Source organism: Acetobacterium sp. UBA5834, from assembly GCF_002435675.1.
Classification (GTDB): domain Bacteria; phylum Bacillota; class Clostridia; order Eubacteriales; family Eubacteriaceae; genus Acetobacterium; species Acetobacterium wieringae.
In genome coordinates this window covers 41672-60119 of record NZ_DJGY01000011.1, presented here as the reverse complement: position 1 = coordinate 60119, position 18448 = coordinate 41672, and the positions used below count along the sequence as shown (strand labels likewise).

The 18448-nt window shown below is 45.5% G+C and carries 20 protein-coding genes; 1 reads left to right on the top strand and 19 read right to left on the bottom strand.

Annotation, left to right across the window (positions count from 1 at the left end):
• From B3F51_RS02505 to B3F51_RS16185, 16 genes are all read right to left on the bottom strand, one after another.
• Positions 1 to 385: DNA adenine methylase (locus B3F51_RS02505; RefSeq protein WP_286945277.1), on the bottom strand; the 385-nt coding region annotated here is incomplete at its 3' end.
• 15 nt (positions 386 to 400) lie between these two features.
• The gene (locus B3F51_RS02500) at positions 401 to 757 is read right to left on the bottom strand and encodes a hypothetical protein (protein WP_286945275.1); all 357 of its coding nucleotides are present in this window, start codon (positions 755 to 757) and stop codon (positions 401 to 403) included.
• Positions 758 to 945: 188 nt separating this feature from the next.
• Positions 946 to 1233, bottom strand: a complete 288-nt coding sequence (locus B3F51_RS02495) for a DUF4314 domain-containing protein (RefSeq protein ID WP_286945273.1) — start codon at positions 1231 to 1233, stop codon at positions 946 to 948.
• Positions 1234 to 1308: 75 nt separating this feature from the next.
• Positions 1309 to 1998 carry a hypothetical protein gene (locus B3F51_RS02490; RefSeq protein ID WP_286945271.1) on the bottom strand — a complete coding sequence of 230 codons (690 nt, stop codon included), beginning with the start codon at positions 1996 to 1998 and terminating at the stop codon, positions 1309 to 1311.
• 269 nt (positions 1999 to 2267) lie between these two features.
• Complete coding sequence (gene rlmD, locus B3F51_RS02485) at positions 2268 to 3638, bottom strand: 23S rRNA (uracil(1939)-C(5))-methyltransferase RlmD (protein ID WP_286945269.1); 1371 nt, start codon at positions 3636 to 3638, stop codon at positions 2268 to 2270.
• 57 nt (positions 3639 to 3695) lie between these two features.
• Positions 3696 to 4295 (bottom strand): TetR/AcrR family transcriptional regulator C-terminal domain-containing protein, encoded by a 600-nt coding sequence (locus B3F51_RS02480; RefSeq protein WP_187389192.1) that lies wholly within the window; start codon positions 4293 to 4295, stop codon positions 3696 to 3698.
• 127 nt (positions 4296 to 4422) lie between these two features.
• Positions 4423 to 6534: a YhgE/Pip family protein gene (locus B3F51_RS02475; RefSeq protein WP_286945267.1), complete on the bottom strand. Its 2112-nt coding sequence runs from the start codon at positions 6532 to 6534 to the stop codon at positions 4423 to 4425.
• A 208-nt stretch (positions 6535 to 6742) separates the two neighbouring features.
• Entirely contained in the window at positions 6743 to 7063 is a 321-nt protein-coding gene (gene trxA, locus B3F51_RS02470) for a thioredoxin (RefSeq protein WP_070370680.1), read from the bottom strand.
• Between the two features lie 30 nt (positions 7064 to 7093).
• Positions 7094 to 7660: a flavodoxin family protein gene (locus B3F51_RS02465; RefSeq protein WP_148636983.1), complete on the bottom strand. Its 567-nt coding sequence runs from the start codon at positions 7658 to 7660 to the stop codon at positions 7094 to 7096.
• Between the two features lie 241 nt (positions 7661 to 7901).
• A complete protein-coding gene (locus B3F51_RS02460; protein WP_070370678.1) occupies positions 7902 to 8393 on the bottom strand; it encodes a hypothetical protein in 492 nt (163 codons plus the stop codon).
• Between the two features lie 88 nt (positions 8394 to 8481).
• Positions 8482 to 8643 carry a rubredoxin gene (rd, locus tag B3F51_RS02455; protein ID WP_070370677.1) on the bottom strand — a complete coding sequence of 54 codons (162 nt, stop codon included), beginning with the start codon at positions 8641 to 8643 and terminating at the stop codon, positions 8482 to 8484.
• Between the two features lie 188 nt (positions 8644 to 8831).
• The gene (locus B3F51_RS02450; RefSeq protein ID WP_148636984.1) at positions 8832 to 8999 is read right to left on the bottom strand and encodes a 4Fe-4S binding protein; all 168 of its coding nucleotides are present in this window, start codon (positions 8997 to 8999) and stop codon (positions 8832 to 8834) included.
• Positions 9000 to 9068: 69 nt separating this feature from the next.
• Positions 9069 to 9908: a PSP1 domain-containing protein gene (locus tag B3F51_RS02445; RefSeq protein WP_148636985.1), complete on the bottom strand. Its 840-nt coding sequence runs from the start codon at positions 9906 to 9908 to the stop codon at positions 9069 to 9071.
• A 4-nt stretch (positions 9909 to 9912) separates the two neighbouring features.
• On the bottom strand, positions 9913 to 10899 hold the full coding sequence (gene holB / locus B3F51_RS02440) for a DNA polymerase III subunit delta' (protein WP_148636986.1): 987 nt from the start codon (positions 10897 to 10899) through the stop codon (positions 9913 to 9915).
• 23 nt (positions 10900 to 10922) lie between these two features.
• Positions 10923 to 11234, bottom strand: coding sequence for a DUF2007 domain-containing protein (locus B3F51_RS02435; protein ID WP_070370673.1), 312 nt, complete (start codon positions 11232 to 11234; stop codon positions 10923 to 10925).
• Positions 11227 to 13356: an aminotransferase class V-fold PLP-dependent enzyme gene (locus tag B3F51_RS16185; protein ID WP_349680181.1), complete on the bottom strand. Its 2130-nt coding sequence runs from the start codon at positions 13354 to 13356 to the stop codon at positions 11227 to 11229. Before B3F51_RS16185 ends, B3F51_RS02435 begins: the two co-directional genes overlap by 8 nt.
• A 128-nt stretch (positions 13357 to 13484) precedes the next feature.
• On the opposite strand from B3F51_RS16185, the gene trxA (B3F51_RS02420) reads away from it, so the two are divergent.
• The gene (gene trxA, locus B3F51_RS02420; RefSeq protein ID WP_070370672.1) at positions 13485 to 13811 is read left to right on the top strand and encodes a thioredoxin; all 327 of its coding nucleotides are present in this window, start codon (positions 13485 to 13487) and stop codon (positions 13809 to 13811) included.
• 104 nt (positions 13812 to 13915) lie between these two features.
• On the opposite strand, the gene metG is transcribed toward trxA (B3F51_RS02420), so the two are convergent.
• The 3 genes from metG to B3F51_RS02405 form a co-directional block, all read right to left on the bottom strand.
• A complete protein-coding gene (metG, locus tag B3F51_RS02415) occupies positions 13916 to 15907 on the bottom strand; it encodes a methionine--tRNA ligase (RefSeq protein WP_286945283.1) in 1992 nt (663 codons plus the stop codon).
• A 301-nt stretch (positions 15908 to 16208) separates the two neighbouring features.
• Entirely contained in the window at positions 16209 to 17051 is an 843-nt protein-coding gene (gene rsmI / locus B3F51_RS02410; protein ID WP_286945262.1) for a 16S rRNA (cytidine(1402)-2'-O)-methyltransferase, read from the bottom strand.
• Positions 17052 to 18440 (bottom strand): NAD(P)/FAD-dependent oxidoreductase, encoded by a 1389-nt coding sequence (locus B3F51_RS02405; protein ID WP_070370669.1) that lies wholly within the window; start codon positions 18438 to 18440, stop codon positions 17052 to 17054.
• Between the last annotated feature and the right edge of the window lie 8 nt (positions 18441 to 18448).

The following is an 18448-nucleotide window of genomic DNA, read 5'->3' as shown; positions in this document are numbered from 1 at the left end:
AATAATTTGCTGAATAACAGCTACCGAAGCTGGTGAGCCCGGAAGCATAACTGTATCGTATCAACTGATAAAAATATGCCGCTCGCTTCACGTCATCCTCAACTTGTTCTGTGTCCAGTATGGATCGCACTCTTTCAAATTCTTCTCTGGAATTCAGTACGTACTTGAGTTCCTTTTGAAGTTCCTCATATTGATCTCTGACACATCGGTATAAGTTGACGAGAAGACTATTGAAGTCATTGTACACTTCAAAATCATTGCCGGGTGGTTTATGGAAAAGCACCCATCCCCCACCGCCAAACACTTCAATATACCTTTCATAATAGAGCGGAAAGAGTGAAACAATCAGTTCCCTCATGGATTTCTTTCCGCCAATCCAACTCATAAAACTATTAATACATCATCCCTCCTTCACGCACACAAACCAGATTTGAAGCTGCTTGTTACTGTTCGAATCTGGAAAGAGGGACAGTGACCTGACAAGTCCATCCTTGGCTTCAGCAATTTTTTCTATGCGACTTCTTAGTTGCCTGATGCTTCCCAAAACTTCATTTCTATTCGCAGCATAATAATAACCGCCATCATCACTGCAGATCGGATGTCCTTCGCACCTGAGTGCGTTGACAATGTCACGGATTTTCCGACCGCTCATTTGAAATTTCATTTCCAAGCACTTACTTTGTACGGCCTTCCCTTCTCCTGTGTGGCTTCTTTTCAAATAACTTAAGAACTTTTCATTGATGTTTACATGATCCACCTCCTCGCCTCCTTTTCTGGTGGGTTGAGCTTTTTTAAGCAATAAAAAAAGGCCGGAAGAGTCACTGCGCTTAGCAGCAATTCAACCGGCCTTTTTCGGATTCAAGACATAAGAAATGTACGGATTGAATTCCGCACACCGATGTCTTATGCTATTCAATTTACTCACTCGTTTTGGTTCTACCTTTTTTACATGCCCATCCCTCCCATGGTTTGATTTTGATCATTCTCCTTGACATCTTCTTGAGACCTGGGAATCACTTTGAACTGATCCTCACCTGGAACAATGCCAAGCGTTCTGCCATTGTCCCATTGCATATGCAAGGTACCAGCGTCATCCACACTTTCAACTGTTCCCTGAGTCCCTGCTTCAATTGGACCATAGGGATCATCCATATGGATTAGCTCAATCCGTGTTCCAACTGGATACTGCTCTTTGATTGTTTCAACTTGCTTTTGTGAAAGAAATCCTTTCATTTCAATACCTCCATTCCTTTTTCATGGCATAAAAAAAGAGCTACTCATTCTACTTTTATAGAAAGGTAACTCTTATCAGCAGTTTGCTTGAAGCATTGCCGCTCCGTATTTTGCTATCAATATGGAATTGATAATCCCTTTGAAAGCTTGTTCCCCAATCAGATGCTTATCTGAAATCTCGTTCAGCTTGATGTACTCCTTGGCACAATGAATGGTTTTAGCCATTTGATAAATAGCATAGCCATCGGTGTTGATGCCGTGTAGATGCATTTTCTTGAAATCAAAGCTATCCCGGTAGATGTGATCCTTTGCAGCACACCACAAGTTATCATCTGCAGTCAGTAAAAATAATGTAGCCAGATAGGCTGAGCTTCGATTTTCGATTGCTTCATTTTGAATTCGGCAGACCGTTTGGAATCTGGAACGATGTTTAGGACTTAAGAAGAGTTCACCATCGTGGCTCCTGATCAAATCACCAAGCCGCACATTCAGATGATGAGATTCACATTTTTCGAAGCAACCGCAGACAATCTCTTCATAATTAATGTAGCCTCCAGCAATTTTATTTGTAACTCCACTGGATGCATTTGAGCTACAATACGCTGTGATGCGTTCATAGTCTCTTTCAAACGCTGTTGACCCTTCTTCACTTCTAAATCTCTGCACAACAATCACCCCACTTCTTCTTGGTAAAAAATTCGGCACAAGCATCATAAGCTGTTCAAGTTCCTGAAGCTCTGAGCCATACATAAAAAATTTCGACATCCTATTCTTCCTCTCTTTCTGATTTTGGGTATAAAAAAAGAGGCAGAGTCTATAGGTCATTTAAGTTGACCTAAAAACTCTGCCTCATAATTTTTCACTTATTCGATTTTCAATTGTGCCTTCCAAACTGACCTAAAATCATCGATTTCTTCAATTTTGGTATATGTCATCTATATTTCCGCCCTTTTTTAGGGGTCAAAAAACGTCATTTTTCGTCCGTTTTTCGACCCCAAAATCAGCTCAAAACCACTATATGTTGTGGTCAACCTCTACTTTTTATCGCCCGAACCACTACGCGTCATCAGAATTATCGCTTCTACGTGGCCGGTATGCGAAAAAAGGTCCACGCACTTCACCTTCTTGACCTCATACCCCGCTGCCACAAAAAACGGCAGATCCCGAGCCAGCGATGTTGCCTTACAGGATACGTACACAAAGGTTTTGGGTTTAAAATCCAGAATTTTAAAGATCGCTTTGGGGTGGATGCCATCCCGGGGCGGGTCCAGAATAATCACATCAGCCGGGTCATGGAGGTTGGCCACCTCCACCATCACGTCGCCGGCGATAAACTGGCAGTTATCCAGACCGTTCTTGGTGGCGTTGGCTTTAGCAGCTTCGACCGCTTCAGCCACCAACTCGATGCCGACCACCTTTTTAGATACGGGTGCCAGTACCTGGGCAATGGTGCCGGTGCCACAGTATAAATCATAAATGACTTCGTTCTGTTCCTGTCCGACAAAATCCCGGACCACCGAATAGAGCTTCTCGGCCCCTAAGGTGTTGGTCTGGAAAAAGGAAAAACTGCTAATTTCAAAGGTCAGTCCCAAAATCCTATCCTCAATTTTATCTTCACCATACAGAGTTTTGGCGGTTTCGGCTTTGACCACATCGGCAACCCCATCGTTTTGGGTATGCAGAATCCCCCGGATCTGGCCGGACAGCGGCAGCTCCAGCAGGCAGTTGACAAAAGCCGCTTCGTCCAGGGTTCCCTGGGTAGTGGTGGCCAGATTGATCAATAAATCACCGGTATGCTTGCCCTTGCGGACGACCAGATGCCGTAAAAAGCCTTCGTGGCTACGTTTATGAAAATAGCTGTCTCCGGTTCGGGTAAAATAGTCCAGTACGGCTGTTTGGATTATATTAAAATCGGCATCGGTAATCTGGCAACTGTCGGTTTTGACGATATTATAAAAGCTTCCCTGTTCGTGCAGACCCAGCATCAGCGGGCCATCTTTTTCGTTATCGCCAAAGGAATACTCCATCTTGTTGCGGTAACCAAAAACCTCGGGGCTGGGGACAATCCCCTCATAATCAAAGTCTACAATCCCGGCCTGTTCCAGCAGGTTTAAGACGTAGTTTTCTTTGAGCTTTAACTGTTGGTCATACGGCAGGTTCTGATAGGTACAGCCCCCGCATTTATCAAAGACGTCGCAGGCGGCATCTATTTCATTGGGGGCCTTTGCCAGCACTTCCAGGATGCGGCCCTCATATTTTTTTCGTTTCTTGGCAATATTTACCAAAACGCGTTGACCGGGCAGGCCGTTTTTCATGATAACTTTTTTTTCGCCATGCATGCCCCAGGATTTGCCGGGGAAATTAAATCCCTCTATCGTTAACTCAATAGTTTCATTCTTCTTCAATTTGGACTCCTTAAATTTTTCATTATGTGTGGCTGCTGATCCAGCCGGTCTTCACTGTTACGCTTTGGTCAGTTCCTGAAAATAACGGGAAACGGCAAACATCCGGGCCCCGTTGATAATCTCTTTAATGCTGATGGTGATTTCCTCTGGTGATTGCTTCATCCCGTTTTGGGCCCAGTCGATAATCATCCCCACCACCCCATAGGATAAAAATTCGGCGGTAAAAGTTTTCTTTTGGGGCGTCATCACCGGGACTGCTTCCGAATTGATTTTGCGATCACTGGACAAGTGTTCAATCATTTCCATAAATATTTCCTTGGTGACGGTAAACAGATAATTCTGAAATTCAGTGCCGTTGATGTCTTTTAAGGTAGTTTGGTAAAAATGACCATCATTTTTCATGGTCGTTAACAACGCCAGCACCTTGCTGTCCCAGTTTTCGATGGTCAGATCGGTTCGGATAACTAAAATCGCCTCCTGATAAACGATCCAGTTGATCAGATCGTATTTATCGTGAAAATGATAATAAAAGGTCTGGCGGTTCAGACCACACGCAGCGGTAATTTCGGCAATGGTGATTTTTTCAAAGTTTTTATTTTTTAGAATATGTTTAAAGCCTTTGGCAATGGCTTTTTTGGTTATTGACGCATCGGACATGCAGACACTCCTCATGATCTTTTTTGAAAATAATTATATCATTTCCGCTTCTTATTTCAAAGTAATCCGCCCCAAATAAAAAGAACCCCGCATTTTGCTATGCAGAGTTCTTTTTATTTGGGTCATTTTAAAATAAATGGTCGGAGTTCAATTCGCCTTTAATGGTGACATTCTCTTTCTCGGCTTTCTTTTTCTTAATTAGGGTCAGGAAGATCGTGGCGGCAAAGAAAACCACCAGATAAATAACCAGAATCAGAAAGCTGTGCCAGAAATCGCCGGAGATCGCACCGGTAATGGTATCCTTAAACACCACCACCGAATAGGTCATTGGCATAAAGGGATACAGTACCTGGAAGAACTTGGGCACCGTTTCAATCGGGAAGGTGCCGCCGCAGGAGGTCAACTGCAGAATCAGCAAGGTCAATGCAACGAATTTTCCGGCATCGCCCATGTGGATAATGCAGAACTGGACAATCGCCAGGAAGGTCATTGAGACCAGACAAACCGAAACAAAGTACAGGCCAGTATGGGCAATTTCTAAGCCCAGGGCATATTTAATGATGCTGCCCAAAAGAATTGCCTGGGCCAGCCCTAACAGCAGATAAATAAAGCTGCGGGCGGTCTTATTGCTGCTTTCCCGGGACAGGATCTTAAATTTCTGATCGGCATCAAAATAAATCCCGAAGAAGATAATCAGACCGCCAACCCAGAGTGACAGTGACATAAAGTAGGGCGAAAAATAGGTGCCATAGTTGGCAATCGGATCAATCACCTCATCGTCCACCGTGACCGGTTCGCTGACATAGGTGCCCAAACCATTTAATTTGGCGGTGTCGGCATTGGCGTCATTGACGGCTGTGGTAACGCCGTTTTGGGCGGTGGTGATGCCGTTGTTAAGTTGCTGTTGACCATCGACCAGAGTGGTGGCACCACTGGCCAGAGTGGAAGCACCATCGGCCAGGGTATAGACCCCATTGGTCAGGGTGGTGGCCCCGTTTGATACGGCTGTCGCTCCATTTGTCAGTGATGAGGCGCCATCTGAAACGGCACTGGCTCCAGCTGAAATACTATCGGCAGCATTATTTAATTGGCCAGCGGCGGCACTGACGGTGGCTATTCCATCATCCAGATTGCTGGTTCCGGCGGCTAATGCCTGGGTCCCGGCAGCGATGGCATCCGATGCTCCGCTTAGTTGACTGCCGGCGGCTTCCAGTTGGGCAATACTGTCGGCATTGTCACTGGAGGCCATGTTCGAAATAAAGGCCGCAAACTGCGGGTCAGCCATCAGCTCGGGATGCTCACCGACAAAGGCCGAGATAAAGGCCGAGGTCTGGTTGACGTTGCCAATCAGGGTATCGACCCCTGCCGTATAGGCCGCGATCCCCTGATTGAGCTGGTCCGTTCCGGCGGCCAACGACTCAGCACCGGAACTAACCTGGGCTGAGCCACTTTTCAGACTACTGATGCCATCGTTGAAATCAGAGAACTTGGCGGCAAACTGTGATGTTCCGGCGGCCAAAGTTTGGGTGCCATCGGCTAGAGTTTGACTGCCAGCGGCCAGGGCCTGAGTCCCAGCGGCCAGAGTTTCTGAACCGGTTGCCAATTCCTGGGAACCGGCGGCCAGCGAATAGGTACCGTTCGCTAAGGTCTGGGAACCGCTCAAAAGTTGCGCTGAGCCGCTGGAAAGCTGGGTTAAACCATCATTCAGAGTACCCAACTGACCGGGCACCTTGGCCACCTGATCGGTCAAATTATTGACAATCTCGCCAGAAATGCTTTCTCTTAAGCTGGTTTCCATTTGCATTTCAGCTTTTCCGAGGATCTGACTGGCCAGATAATTTCGTTTTTCGTTGGGTGAAAAGATAATGCTGGCGGTCTGCTTATTGACCGTCGCCGCTGAGGCAATATTGTTTGAGAAATTCTTTGGAACCACGATCATGGCATAGTAATCATCACTTTCGGTACCGGCTTTAGCGGTGGCCTCGTCGGTGATTACATACTTAAAGGTGCCATCCTTAATCAGTTCATCAATAAACTCTTCCCCCAGATTGCGCTGCTGGTTATTAATGGTCGCACCGGCATCGTTATTGACCAGTGCCACCGGCAGGTTATTGAGTTTTGAGTAGGGATCCCAGAAGGCACTGAGATAGAAAAAACTATACATAAGTGGTATAATAATAACACCGATAATGACAATAAGTCTCACTGTATTGGCTTTGTTCACTATTTTTTTATTCATTTTTTACTCCTTTCACTTGCTTTAAGGAGTATAGCACCAGGCGTTCCGCTTGTAATTATACGATTCTGTAAACTTGTCGAAAATCGCGACAAAAGGGCCTATTTGTCCAAAAATGAAAACGGTCTCCTTATTTTTTTTAAGGTTTTTAGCTGCAAAAAAAGAATCACTTCTTAAATGAAGTGATTCGTGTCATCTGGCTTATTGTTACCTAACCGGCATAGTAATTCAGCTTTTCCAGTAAAACCCCTTTTGATTGAAGCCCGACGATGGTTTCTACCACCTCGCCACTTTTAAAAATCTTCATGGTTGGCACGCTCATTACCCGGTATTGCTGGGCCAGACCCTGGGTCTGATCGATGTCGACCTTATAAATGCCCACCTTGTCTTTCAACTCCTCGGCCACCTCTTCTAAAATCGGTGCCAGTGCTTTACAGGGCCCACACCAGGTCGCAAAAAAATCTACCAGGACAACACCTTCGCCTTTTAAAACCAGTGTATCAAATTCGGTTTGATCGATTATCTTTGCCATTTTTATTTCTCCTTATTTCTAGATTATTTTTTAATTCTTGGCCAATGGCCCATTAATTTTGGCTGCAATTTCTGCCAGCTCGTCCAGACACTTTTTGTTATCCAGCGCTGGCAACTCATCGGTATGGGAAAATTGGACGAAGCCGATCTCATCACAGCTCAGAGTTTTTTTGTACCACTCCAGGGTATTATCCATGGCCTGAAACTGCCTCGGATAATGAGGTGCCCCACCGATTCCGATGATCAGAATTTTTTTCTTTTTGATGTTCGATTTATCCTTAAGGTTATAAATCATCTGGGTTCGATCAATCAGCGCTTTTATTTTTGAGGGAAAAGCACTGAAATAAACGGGACTGGCCACGATCAGCAAATCACAGCTCTCCATTTTTTGATAAATTTGGGTCATATCATCCTCAAGGACACATTTGCCCTGATGCGGAATACAATAATCACAGGCCGTACACGCCTGAACGTCGATCTTATTGACATTATATTCAAACAATTCGTGTTCAACTTCAATTTTATTAATAAAAAAGTCGATGGCCTTCTGCGTATTCTGACCATTCCGGTGGCTTCCCATAATTGCTACGATTTCCATAGATTTTCCTTTCCTGATGGATCCTTTAGTTATTTAGGAGTATTATACCCGATTTATTACCGCATTAACAACATCTAATTGCCTGTTAAAATTTCTTCTGAATCACAAAAGTTTTTTTATCCAAAAAAGAAAAAAACCGAAGCCGTGTGAAAAGCGTTCGGTTTTTTCTAAAAACTTTGAAAGAGGGTAACTTGTTATGTCCAAATAATACCCTATTTCCCTTAAGGTTTCCTTAAAACTATTATATTTTGACCTGTTTTTTTAAGGTTTCATGGAATTTCCCGGTACATTGGATCTTGGCACAGCAAATTTTTCCCTGTTTATTATATTGAATCACATATTTTCGTTTTCCGTCCATATTTGTCAGGGTATAGTTACGCATTGGTCCTTCGATCTTTTTAGCTTCTTCGATAGGCAGAATTTTTATTATGTCATCTATTTTTATTTCCAGTACCGTTTTTTTCCAAAAAAATATTTTTCGTTCGATGGTAAATTGGTCATGGGTAATGAGCATCTCGTAGATGGTTGTAATATAGCGTAGTGAAATTAAAAAGCCCCCCATCATAATCACCAGACTGATCACACCAACAATTGTTTTTAACCGATAATCTTCCAGGGTATTGGCAAACTGATTGTATAGAAGCGTATATCCAACCACCACTACCATTAATATCCCCAGGGTTGTGATGCTGATTTGTTTGCTTTCAAGGGTTTCCCGTGCTTTAACTGCCATATGTCCTCCATGTTTTTGTAGTCATTTTCATTATAACCCATTGATCCCATAAAAAAAAGAGCTTTGGCTCTTTTTTGATTGCACTTTTCTAATCTTCTGGTGAAAAATCTTCTTTTGAAACGCCACACAAAGGGCAAACCCAATCCTCGGGGATATCTTCAAAGGCGGTTCCTGGTGCAACGCCGCTGTCAGGATCCCCTACCTCAGGATCATAAATATACCCGCAAATATCACATACATATTTTTGCATTTTTCCTCCTCCAGATCTCAATCTGTCATTGATTTTATTTCTTAAACAGGTATTTACCCATATATTTTATTATTTAACACCCTCTTAAATATTTTAAATGATTTAATAAAAAATTACTGATTGCATTAGTCCACGTTAAAGGCACCTCCCAGAATATTCTGGAAGGTGCCTTTTTTTCATACTTCTAACTAGTCCTGAACAATTGCTTCTACTGGACATTGTTCTGCACAAGAACCGCAGTCAGTACAAGTAGCTGCATCGATAACATAGATATCGCCTTCAGAAATTGCTTCTACTGGACATTCGTCCATGCAAGAGCCACAAGCAATACATTCATCTGTAATTTTATAAGCCATCTAAAAAACCCTCCTTTTAGCATTAACAACATCTTTATTATATCCTTTTTTGAAGTGAAATCAAGATGATTATTTGTCTTTTTTGACTTTTTCGAATTTTTTTACTTCAATTTCTTCCAGAAGATATTTTTTTACCTCGGTTTCATCCTTATTCACCTGAATTTTGACGAAAACGGTTTCTTCCAGAATACTTAATTTAAATACTTCCCCCTCGCCATCGGCGGTGATGACACGCTGTCCCACTTTGGGAAGTTTTTTTGAAACCTCTTCATAGAATTCCTGCTCATAGGTCAGACAACATAAGAGCCGCCCGCAGATCCCGGAAATCTTCGTCGAATTAAGCGACAGGTTCTGTTCCTTGGCCATCTTTATCGATACCGGGGTAAAATCCCCCAGCCACTGAGCACAGCAGGTCGTCCGCCCGCAAACACCCAGGCCTTTGAACAATTTGGCCTCGTCCCGCACCCCGATTTGCCGAAGTTCAATCCGGACCTTAAAGATCGAAGCCAGATCTTTGACCAGCTCGCGAAAATCGACCCGGCCTTCGGCAGTAAAATAAAAAATCGCCTTTTTCTGATCAAAGGTATACTCCACATCGATCAGTTTCATTTCCAGCTTGTGCTTTTTGGCCTTGGCAGTAAAAATTGCTTTGGCATCCTGTTCATTTTGCTTGAGCTTGTTAAACTCCCTGGTATCTGTTTCCGTTGCTTTACGGATCACCGGTTTTACCGGAGCCACGATTTCTGCTTCATCCACATCTCTGGCAGTCAGTGCAATTTCACCATACTCAATGCCTCTGACGGTTTCGACAATAACCGGATCAAACTGTTCAAACACAATATCCAGGGGATCAAAATAGTATATTTTGCCCACTTTTTTAAATCGTACACCGACGACTGATTTTCCCATTGGCTTATCCTTTCTGAATTTTCATTATCTTAATGAAACACTTTTCCCATTGTAATCTTAAATTAACATTATATTGTATCGTCGCCATCATTTCAAACAAAGTTTTAATGATCGCCTGATTTTTTTCATTTTCCAATAGTTGATGGTAGGCCCGATGGGCCGGATTCGGCTCCCCCTGCTGCGGCAGTGGATGACCTTCCAAAAGTAGATTGACCTCATAAAACCAGTGAATAAAAAACTCCAGCATTTCCTGGCTGGTGGCCTTATCCTTGGCTAAAACCTCGGCCAGGGTAAAAATCTTTATCTCGTCCCCTTTTAACAAGCTGTAAAGCTCCCGCAGATAGTGAGTTCTTTCTTTTTGAATCTCACCATTATTAAGCAGGTATAAGGCCATCCCCGGAGATCCCCCAGCAGCCCGGACGGCTTCGGTCACTGCTTGTTTTTCAAATTCACCTTGCTCAAAAAAAGCAGCCTCCATTTCGACCATGCTCAGCGGCTGAAAATGATAGCTTTGACAGCGGGAGCGAATCGTCGGTAAGATCGACTGGGGATGGCTGGTGACCAGAATAAAAATATTATAACTAAGCGGTTCTTCCAACGACTTCAATAAGCTGTTCTGGGCCTCTGGCGTCATCTTTTCGGCCCCATCAATGATATTAATGCGCCAGTCTCCCGAATAGGGTTTAATCGCCAGCTCGCTGATCATTTCTCGCACCTGACTGATCTTGATGCTGTCGACTCCCGCTTTGGGCTCAATTATTTTGACATCTGGATAGTTTTCATGCTCAATCTGAAGACAAACCGGACAATGTCCGCAACCCGGCTTCTCCCGATCCTGACATAAAAGGGCCTTGGCAAACTCCTGGGCGGTTTTCTTTTTTCCGATCCCGTCGATTCCAGAAAAAAGGTAAGCGTGGCTTACCTGCTGGGAATCTATTTCGTTGGCAAGATGCTTGGTAATGGTTTGGTGACCCTGAATCATCTCAAACATAGTTTTCCTCTCAAAGACAGTTATTAATGGGGTTTTTTCTTTTTCTCATCACTGTTATCCCAATCATCACGATCCAGTCCCAATTCTTTGTCCAATTCAGCACTGAATTCTTCATAATCCAGGAGCTCAAGGGCCATTTCGAAATCGCTGTCTTTAACAAAGACCTCAATGTGAGCGGGGGTAAAGTTTCCCATAAAAATACTGCGAATTGGTCCACCAAAACCTTTTTCCCTGGTGATGACCTCAATCCCGTGGGCATTTAAATAATTCTTAAGCAGAATAAAATCCATGTCGGAGTCGGCCATGGTTAAATAGGTGTACTGATCTTCAATCATTTGATTTATGCTCCTTTATGCGTTCCCAGATTTCCTGATGGATGCTTTTGATACTGCGCAATTGGTTATCCGCAACACAATTGATTTCCGTCCAGCCATATTCCGCCACCAGCGCCAGGGCACTGCGGTAGGAATCCCGCAGATGTTCGGGACTGCTTTCATGAATATCTTTTTGCTGTTTTCCGGTTATTTTATTGTTACGGTTTTTAATCAGCTGCTCATTAATCTCCGGGGGAATGTTCAGAAAAAATACCTGGTCTGGAATCGGCAGACCATAGAGATTAAATTCAAAATCCCAGAGCCAGTCAAGAAAACGTTTCCGTTCGTCCGGATCCTTTATTTTTCCCGCCTGATGAACCATATTAGAGGTGGTATAGCGATCGACCAGCACCAATCCCCCCTGTGCAAGAAAGTCCTCGTAATCTTCCTTGTAGGAGGCATAACGGTCGGCGGCGTAAAAGGTTGAAGCAATATAGGGGCTGATGCTCCCGGGATCTTTTCCGAAGGCCCCTTCCAGATATAATTTTACCAGCGCTGACGATTTTTTGTCATAGCGGGGATAGGCGATTTTCATGACGTTTTCCCCCGCTTTTACCAGCCGGTCATAAAGCAGTTGGGTTTGGGTCTGTTTCCCGCTACCATCCACTCCTTCGATGACAATCAGTTGTCCCTGATGATTCTTTTCCATGATTACCGGCTCCTTTTTAATTATTGTCACTGCTCTGTTAACATCGACTCCCACTACTGCCACCTGGTGATCCAGCAGGTCGTTTAAATATACAACCATTTCGGCGGTGATCCGGCTCCCCGGCAGCAAAACCGGGATCCCCGGCGGATAGGGAATAATAAAATCCCCAACCAGCTGCCCAGTGGCCTGTTCCAGCGGCATTTGACAGCGTTCTTCCCAGGCAAGGGCTTCCCACAGCGGCATCTGGGTTTGGACAGCAGCCGTAAAATCGAGCTGCTCCCGCCACCCTCGGGGGGGCTGAGGTTCTTTTTCGTCGCGCCTGATGGTTTTATTTATAGCACAGATAGCTTGCGTTAAGCTTACTAAATCAGCCCGGGTGGTGCCCATCCCGGTCATCGCCAGCAGATGATTAGCTGATGACATTTCGCATTGAATGCCATACTCCGCTGACAGTCGGGCTTCCACCTCCGTTCCGGTGATGCCCCGGGTCCAAAACAGCCACTTGCTGCAATCATAATCCTGCTCCGGATTCTCTCCGCCATACAGCACAATCGGCTCCTGACCGTTCTGCTGCTGACAAAATTCCTGATGGGCCGCCACAATCGTATTAAATATGGTTTCGCCCTTTTCAGCGGCCGCATCCACCGCCTCTTCCACCGAGATCATCAGCGGATAGCTGGGTGATGAGCTTTGCAACAGACTGAGATAGGCTTTGATCTTCTGACGATTGACCCGGCTGCCCTGAAAATGAAGCAAGGAGCTTTGGGTCAGCGATCCCAGAATCTTATGGGTACTTTGAATGACCACATCGGCCCCAGCAGAAATGGCATCTGGCGGCAGTTTGTCACTAAAGCGCAGATGGGCGCCGTGGGCTTCATCAACAATTAATAATTTCCCCTGCTCATGAAGGATGGCGGCAATGGTTTTTAGGTCACTGATGGTACCATAGTAGCTGGGATTGGTCAAAATCATCCCCTTACTGAGCGGATTTTTGGCCAGCGCCTGACGAACTGCAGCCACACTGATTGAGTGGGCAAATCCCAGGTTGCGGTCAATCTCCGGGGTGATAAAAACCCCTTCAATGCGTCCCAGCCCCAGGGCTCCAAAAACGGCCCGATGACAGTTGGTGGGCACCAGCAGCTGCTCACCCGGAGCACAGCTGCCCAGGATGGCACTGTGAATACCGGTGGTGGTGCCGTTGACCAGAATCGCTGCTTCATCGCTGTGATAGATCGTTGCCAGTTTTTTCTGGGCCTTTGCGATGATCCCCTGGGCATCATGAAGATTATCAGCGCCAGGGATTTCGGTAATATCATAGTCGTATAAGGCAAAGGCCTCACCCCGCCCCTTATGTCCGGGCATGTGAAACCGGTGCGTGTTGTTTTTATTAAGCTTTTCGAGTTCGCTTTTGATGATACTCTTTTTTCTATCCATTTTTTTCATGCCTCTATTTTAACACAATCCCCCTCCTTAAAACGGAGAAATTTAACTTTTATCCTTTTAACTTCTTATGAATTATTATATAATGATTGAGCAAATATGTTAAAGAGGTGAAGAGAATAATGTCCAGTGAAAAAGTTATAACAATCAATATGGAAAATTTCGAAACCGAGATTTTATCCTATGATGGAGCTGTCATGGTGGATTTTTGGGCAGAATGGTGTGGCCCGTGTAAAGCCCTGTCGCCGACAATTGATGAAATATCTCAGGAGCTTGAAGCTGGTATGAAGGTTTGTAAAATCAATGTGGATGACAACCAGGCCCTGGCCCAACAGTTTCGGGTGATGAGTATCCCCACCGTGGTTTTCTTTAAGAACGGTGAAGCGGTTAACCGCTTTGTCGGTGTTCGTGAAAAAAATGAATACATCGAGATGATAAAAAGCCTCTAATTCGGGGCTTTTAAAAAGTCTAAACAGAATTCATTCTGTCTAGACTTTTTTTAATCCTCCCGTGCGCTCCATTAGCAGTTCACACAAAACAATTTATGCGAATCTTACGAAACTTTTCCACCGGAGGGAATGCCATCGACGGTAACCAGGGACAGTTTCTTACCCTTGGTAGCGGCCAGGATCATCCCGTTGGATTCCAATCCCCGGAGGTTGACCGGTTTTAAGTTGGCCACCAGAATGACGGTTTTGCCAACCAGATCTGCTGGGGCGTAGTATTTGGCAATCCCGGAGACCACCTGACGCTTTTCCTGGCCGACCATCAGCTGTAAAACCAGCAAGCGATCAGCATCGGGATGGGGTTCACAGGCAACCACCTCGGCGACCCGCAACTGCACCTTGGCAAAATCGTCAATGGTGATCAGACCTTCCGGCAGTTCTTCCGGAGTTGCGTTGTCGTTTTCTTTTTTAGCTTTTTCGGGCTTAACTTTCGCTTCTTTAACCGGCTGTTCCGCTTTCTTTTCCAGCTCAATCCGTGGGAACAGGGCGTCGCAGCGTTCGATCTTGAGGCCTTCCGGATAGCCGCCAAACTGCTGGATGCTGTTCCAGGTTAGACATTCCGCCGGACAGTTTAATTGCTGGCCGATTTTTCGGGCGGTTTCCGGCATTGCCGCCGAAATCAGCACCGTGACGATCCGCAAGGACTCGGTCAGATTATACATTACCTGGGCCAGACGAGCCTGTTTTTCGGGACTTTTGCCCAGTACCCAGGGTTGGGTTTCATCAATGTATTTATTGGAACGGGATACCAGCTTCCAGATTTCTTCCAGGGCCCGGCTAAAATCCAGCTTATCCATGTAGTCACTGACAATCCCGGGCGTTTTTTCAGCCAGATCAATCAGTTCACTGTCAATGGCTTCTTTTTCCCGTTGCTTGGGAATAATCCCACCGAAATATTTATCGGTCATCGCCAGGGTCCGGCTAAGCAGATTGCCAAGGTCATTGGCCAGGTCAGAATTGATGTGACTGACCAGCAGGTCTTCGTTATAAACACCGTCCGAACCATAGCTCATTTCCCGCAGCACATGGTAGCGCAAGGCATCAACCCCATATTTGTCGACTAAAACCACCGGATCAACCACGTTCCCCACCGATTTGGACATTTTTCCGCCTTTTAATAAAATCCAGCCGTGGCCATAAACCTGTTTGGGCAGTGGTAATTTGAGTGCCATCAAAATAATTGGCCAGTAAATGGTATGGAAGCGGATAATATCCTTGCCGACCAGATGAACATCCGCTGGCCAGTATTTTTCCATCAGATCCGGTTTGTCATTGAGATAACCCAGGGCCGAAATGTAGTTGGGCAGGGCGTCAATCCAGACGTAAACCACATGACCGGGATCAAAATCAACTGGCACGCCCCAGGTAAAGGATGTTCGGGAAACGCACAAATCCTGGAGTCCGGGTTTAATAAAGTTATTGATCATTTCATTTTTGCGGGATTCCGGTTGAATAAAATGGGGGTGGTCTTCAATATGTTTGAGCAAATCGTCGGCATATTTGGACATTTTAAAGAAGTAGGCTTCTTCGGCGGCTTTTTCTACCGGTCGACCACAGTCGGGACAGTTTCCGTCAACTAATTGACTTTCGGTCCAGAAGGATTCACAGGGGGTACAGTACCAGCCTTCGTAGTTGGATTTATAAATATCCCCCTGATCATAGAGCTTTTTAAAAATCCGCTGAATCGTTTTTTCATGCTCAGGGTCGGTGGTCCGGATAAACTGATCGTAACTGATGTTCATGGTGTCCCAGAGGTTTTTAATGCCGGTGACAATCCCATCGACATAGGCCTGGGGCGCAACGCCCGCTTCAGCCGCCACTTTTTCAATTTTTTGACCGTGCTCATCGGTACCGGTTAAAAAGTAAGTGTCATAACCCTGCAGTTTTTTGAACCGGGTAATCGTATCGGCTGCCACCGTGGTGTAGGTATGGCCAATATGCAAGTTCCCACTGGGATAATAAATGGGGGTAGTAATATAAAATGTTTTTTCTGACATAAGTTCTCCTTTATTCATATTTCTGTATTTGGTGGGTTTAATCCAACAAAAAACCCCCCGTCCAGTTAAGGGCGAAGGGTTCGCGTTACCACCTTAGTTCACAATATTCTCACAAATAATGCCTTCATAAGTTTTTAAAACTTTAAGTTTTATCGCGTCAAGCGGTTCGGGCTAAACGATTCACCCAAACTTACTCCGAGGCCATCTTCAATGCTTTTTCTGTCACCGGCTTTCACCATCCCGGCTCTCTCTTCACAGCATCCACACCTACTCTTCTCTTCATTGTAATTTTTATTTAATTGCTATCCCTATTATACTTTAATTCCAGATTTTTTCAAGGGATTTATCGCTTAACTGCGTTATAAACATCCCGTCTTGAAATATTGCGGTCTTTGGCCACCGCTTTCATGGCTTCTTTTTCCGGCAAACCGGACTTCAGATAATGAGCTAGATGGTCTTCCAGGCTCAGGCTTTCCAGTTCCAGCGAAGACGCCACCTTACCTTCATCGGCGGTTCGGCCTTCAATACAAAGGACATACTCGCCCCGGGGGGGATTTTCCTGATAATAGTCCCGATGTTCTGCGATGGTACCATAACGGGTTTCCTCATAGCGTTTGGTCAGCTCCCGGGAGATACTCATCTGCCGGTGACCGAGCCCCTGCTTGACCAAAATTTCCAGAGTTTTTGGCAGACGGTGGGGGGACTCATAAAGCACCACCGTATCGACTGATTCTTCAATCCGGTTGATCCCTGCTTTAACCGCCTTATTGTCTTTACCTAAAAAGCCGAGAAATAAAAAGGAACGGGTGTCCAGTCCTGACAACACCAGGCCGCAGAGCCCGGCGTTGGGGCCGGGCACCACTTCCAGGGCAATGGCATTAGCGACACAGCTTTTAACCAGGACTGACCCCGGATCGGAAATCAGCGGCATTCCGGCATCAGAAATCAGGGCGATGTTCTGACCCTGTTTTAGCAGTTCAATCAGGCCCTCACACGACTGCTGTTCGTTATGCTGATGATAGGCGACCATTTTTTTAGAAATCTCAAAATGGTTGAGCAGCTTAATCGAATGCCGGGTATCTTCGGCAGCAATCAGATCCACCGACTGCAGGACTTTTAGGCCCCGGATACTCATATCATCCAGATTCCCAATCGGAGTACCGACTATATAGAGTTTTCCGGACATCTATTCGTTATAAAGGTTTCGGGCCACATAGACCCCATTGGCGGAGGCCTGCATCAAGCCCCGTGTAACTCCAGCGCCATCCCCCAGCACGTAGAGATTTTTAATGCTGGACTGGAAGTTTTTATCTACGGTCACCTTATTGGAATAGAACTTAACCTCCACCCCATAGAGCAGGGTTTCATCACTGGCCAGACCGGGTGACACATGATCCAGGGCCTGAATCATTTCGACAATATCTTTCATAATCCGGTAAGGTAGTACTAAACAGAGATCCCCGGGCACCGCATCGATTAAGGTCGGCCGGATATTATTACGCATCAGCCGCTCTTCGGTGGTACGGCGGCCTCTTAAGAAGTCACCGTAGCGTTGTACCATGATCTTGTTGCCGGTCAGCATATTTCCCAACCCGGCAATGTGCTTGCCATAGGCAACCGCTTCTTTAAAGGGTTCGGTAAAGCTTTTAGAAACCAGCAGGGCAAAATTGGTGTTATGGGTTTTTAAGTTGTCGGATTTATAGCTGTGTCCATTGACCACCGCCAACTGGTTATCATAATATTCGGTCGATACAACCCCGCCGGGGTTGGAACAGAAGGTCCGGACGCTGTCATCAAAGGTGGGTGTATAATAAACCAGCTTACCTTCATAAAGGGCCTCATTGATTTCCTGCATGACCTCGTTGCGGGTTTCCAAACGGACGCCGATATCGATTTTCCCGACCTTGGTTTCCACCTTGTATTCTTCGCACATCGAGGTAAACCATTCCGAGCCATCCCGGCCCACAGCCACCAATACCTTGTCAGCCCGGTAGGTTTCACCTTTGGCGACCACGCCGACGACAGAATTATCTTCGACTACCAGGCTTTGCACCGGTGTTCTAAACTTAATGTCGATGCCCAGATCGTTGATTAAGTAATTTTGAATCCGCTGATAAATGGTATAACCGACCTCGGTGCCCATGTGACGAACCGGACATTCAATCAGTTTTAAATTGCTCTGGATCGCCTTGGTACGAATATCCCGGATCTTATCGGGATCATCCAGGCCATGAACGCGCTTGTCGGCACCAAACTCAATGTAGAGATCATCCACATATTTAATCAGATCAACCGTGGTGTTATAGCCAATGTATTCCGGCAGCTCGCCGCCGACATCCGGTGAAAGCGATAGTTTGCCATCCGAGTAGGCCCCGGCTCCGGCAAATCCGGTAGTAATATTACAGGGTTTGCAACCAATGCAGACATTGGTCTGACGCTTGGGACAGATCCGTTTTTCAATCGAATTGCCCTTTTCCAGCATCAATATTTTAAGTTCCTTGTTCTTTTTGGCCAGTTCCATGGCGGCAAAAATACCACCGGGGCCAGCCCCGATGATGATTACATCATATTTCATGTTCTTCT

What these genes read in the sequence shown, in the direction of transcription:
- B3F51_RS02495 (WP_286945273.1), bottom strand. Translation starts at nt 1,233, where the DNA reads ATGAAAGGATTTCTTTCACAAAAGCAAGTTGAAACAATCAAAGAGCAG.
- B3F51_RS02490 (WP_286945271.1), bottom strand. Translation starts at nt 1,998, where the DNA reads ATGTCGAAATTTTTTATGTATGGCTCAGAGCTTCAGGAACTTGAACAG.
- B3F51_RS02480 (WP_187389192.1), bottom strand. Translation starts at nt 4,295, where the DNA reads ATGTCCGATGCGTCAATAACCAAAAAAGCCATTGCCAAAGGCTTTAAA.
- B3F51_RS02475 (WP_286945267.1), bottom strand. Translation starts at nt 6,534, where the DNA reads ATGAATAAAAAAATAGTGAACAAAGCCAATACAGTGAGACTTATTGTC.
- trxA (WP_070370680.1), bottom strand. Translation starts at nt 7,063, where the DNA reads ATGGCAAAGATAATCGATCAAACCGAATTTGATACACTGGTTTTAAAA.
- B3F51_RS02465 (WP_148636983.1), bottom strand. Translation starts at nt 7,660, where the DNA reads ATGGAAATCGTAGCAATTATGGGAAGCCACCGGAATGGTCAGAATACG.
- B3F51_RS02460 (WP_070370678.1), bottom strand. Translation starts at nt 8,393, where the DNA reads ATGGCAGTTAAAGCACGGGAAACCCTTGAAAGCAAACAAATCAGCATC.
- rd (WP_070370677.1), bottom strand. Translation starts at nt 8,643, where the DNA reads ATGCAAAAATATGTATGTGATATTTGCGGGTATATTTATGATCCTGAG.
- B3F51_RS02450 (WP_148636984.1), bottom strand. Translation starts at nt 8,999, where the DNA reads ATGGCTTATAAAATTACAGATGAATGTATTGCTTGTGGCTCTTGCATG.
- B3F51_RS02445 (WP_148636985.1), bottom strand. Translation starts at nt 9,908, where the DNA reads ATGGGAAAATCAGTCGTCGGTGTACGATTTAAAAAAGTGGGCAAAATA.
- holB (WP_148636986.1), bottom strand. Translation starts at nt 10,899, where the DNA reads ATGTTTGAGATGATTCAGGGTCACCAAACCATTACCAAGCATCTTGCC.
- B3F51_RS02435 (WP_070370673.1), bottom strand. Translation starts at nt 11,234, where the DNA reads ATGATTGAAGATCAGTACACCTATTTAACCATGGCCGACTCCGACATG.
- B3F51_RS16185 (WP_349680181.1), bottom strand. Translation starts at nt 13,356, where the DNA reads ATGGATAGAAAAAAGAGTATCATCAAAAGCGAACTCGAAAAGCTTAAT.
- trxA (WP_070370672.1), top strand. Translation starts at nt 13,485, where the DNA reads ATGTCCAGTGAAAAAGTTATAACAATCAATATGGAAAATTTCGAAACC.
- rsmI (WP_286945262.1), bottom strand. Translation starts at nt 17,051, where the DNA reads ATGTCCGGAAAACTCTATATAGTCGGTACTCCGATTGGGAATCTGGAT.
- B3F51_RS02405 (WP_070370669.1), bottom strand. Translation starts at nt 18,440, where the DNA reads ATGAAATATGATGTAATCATCATCGGGGCTGGCCCCGGTGGTATTTTT.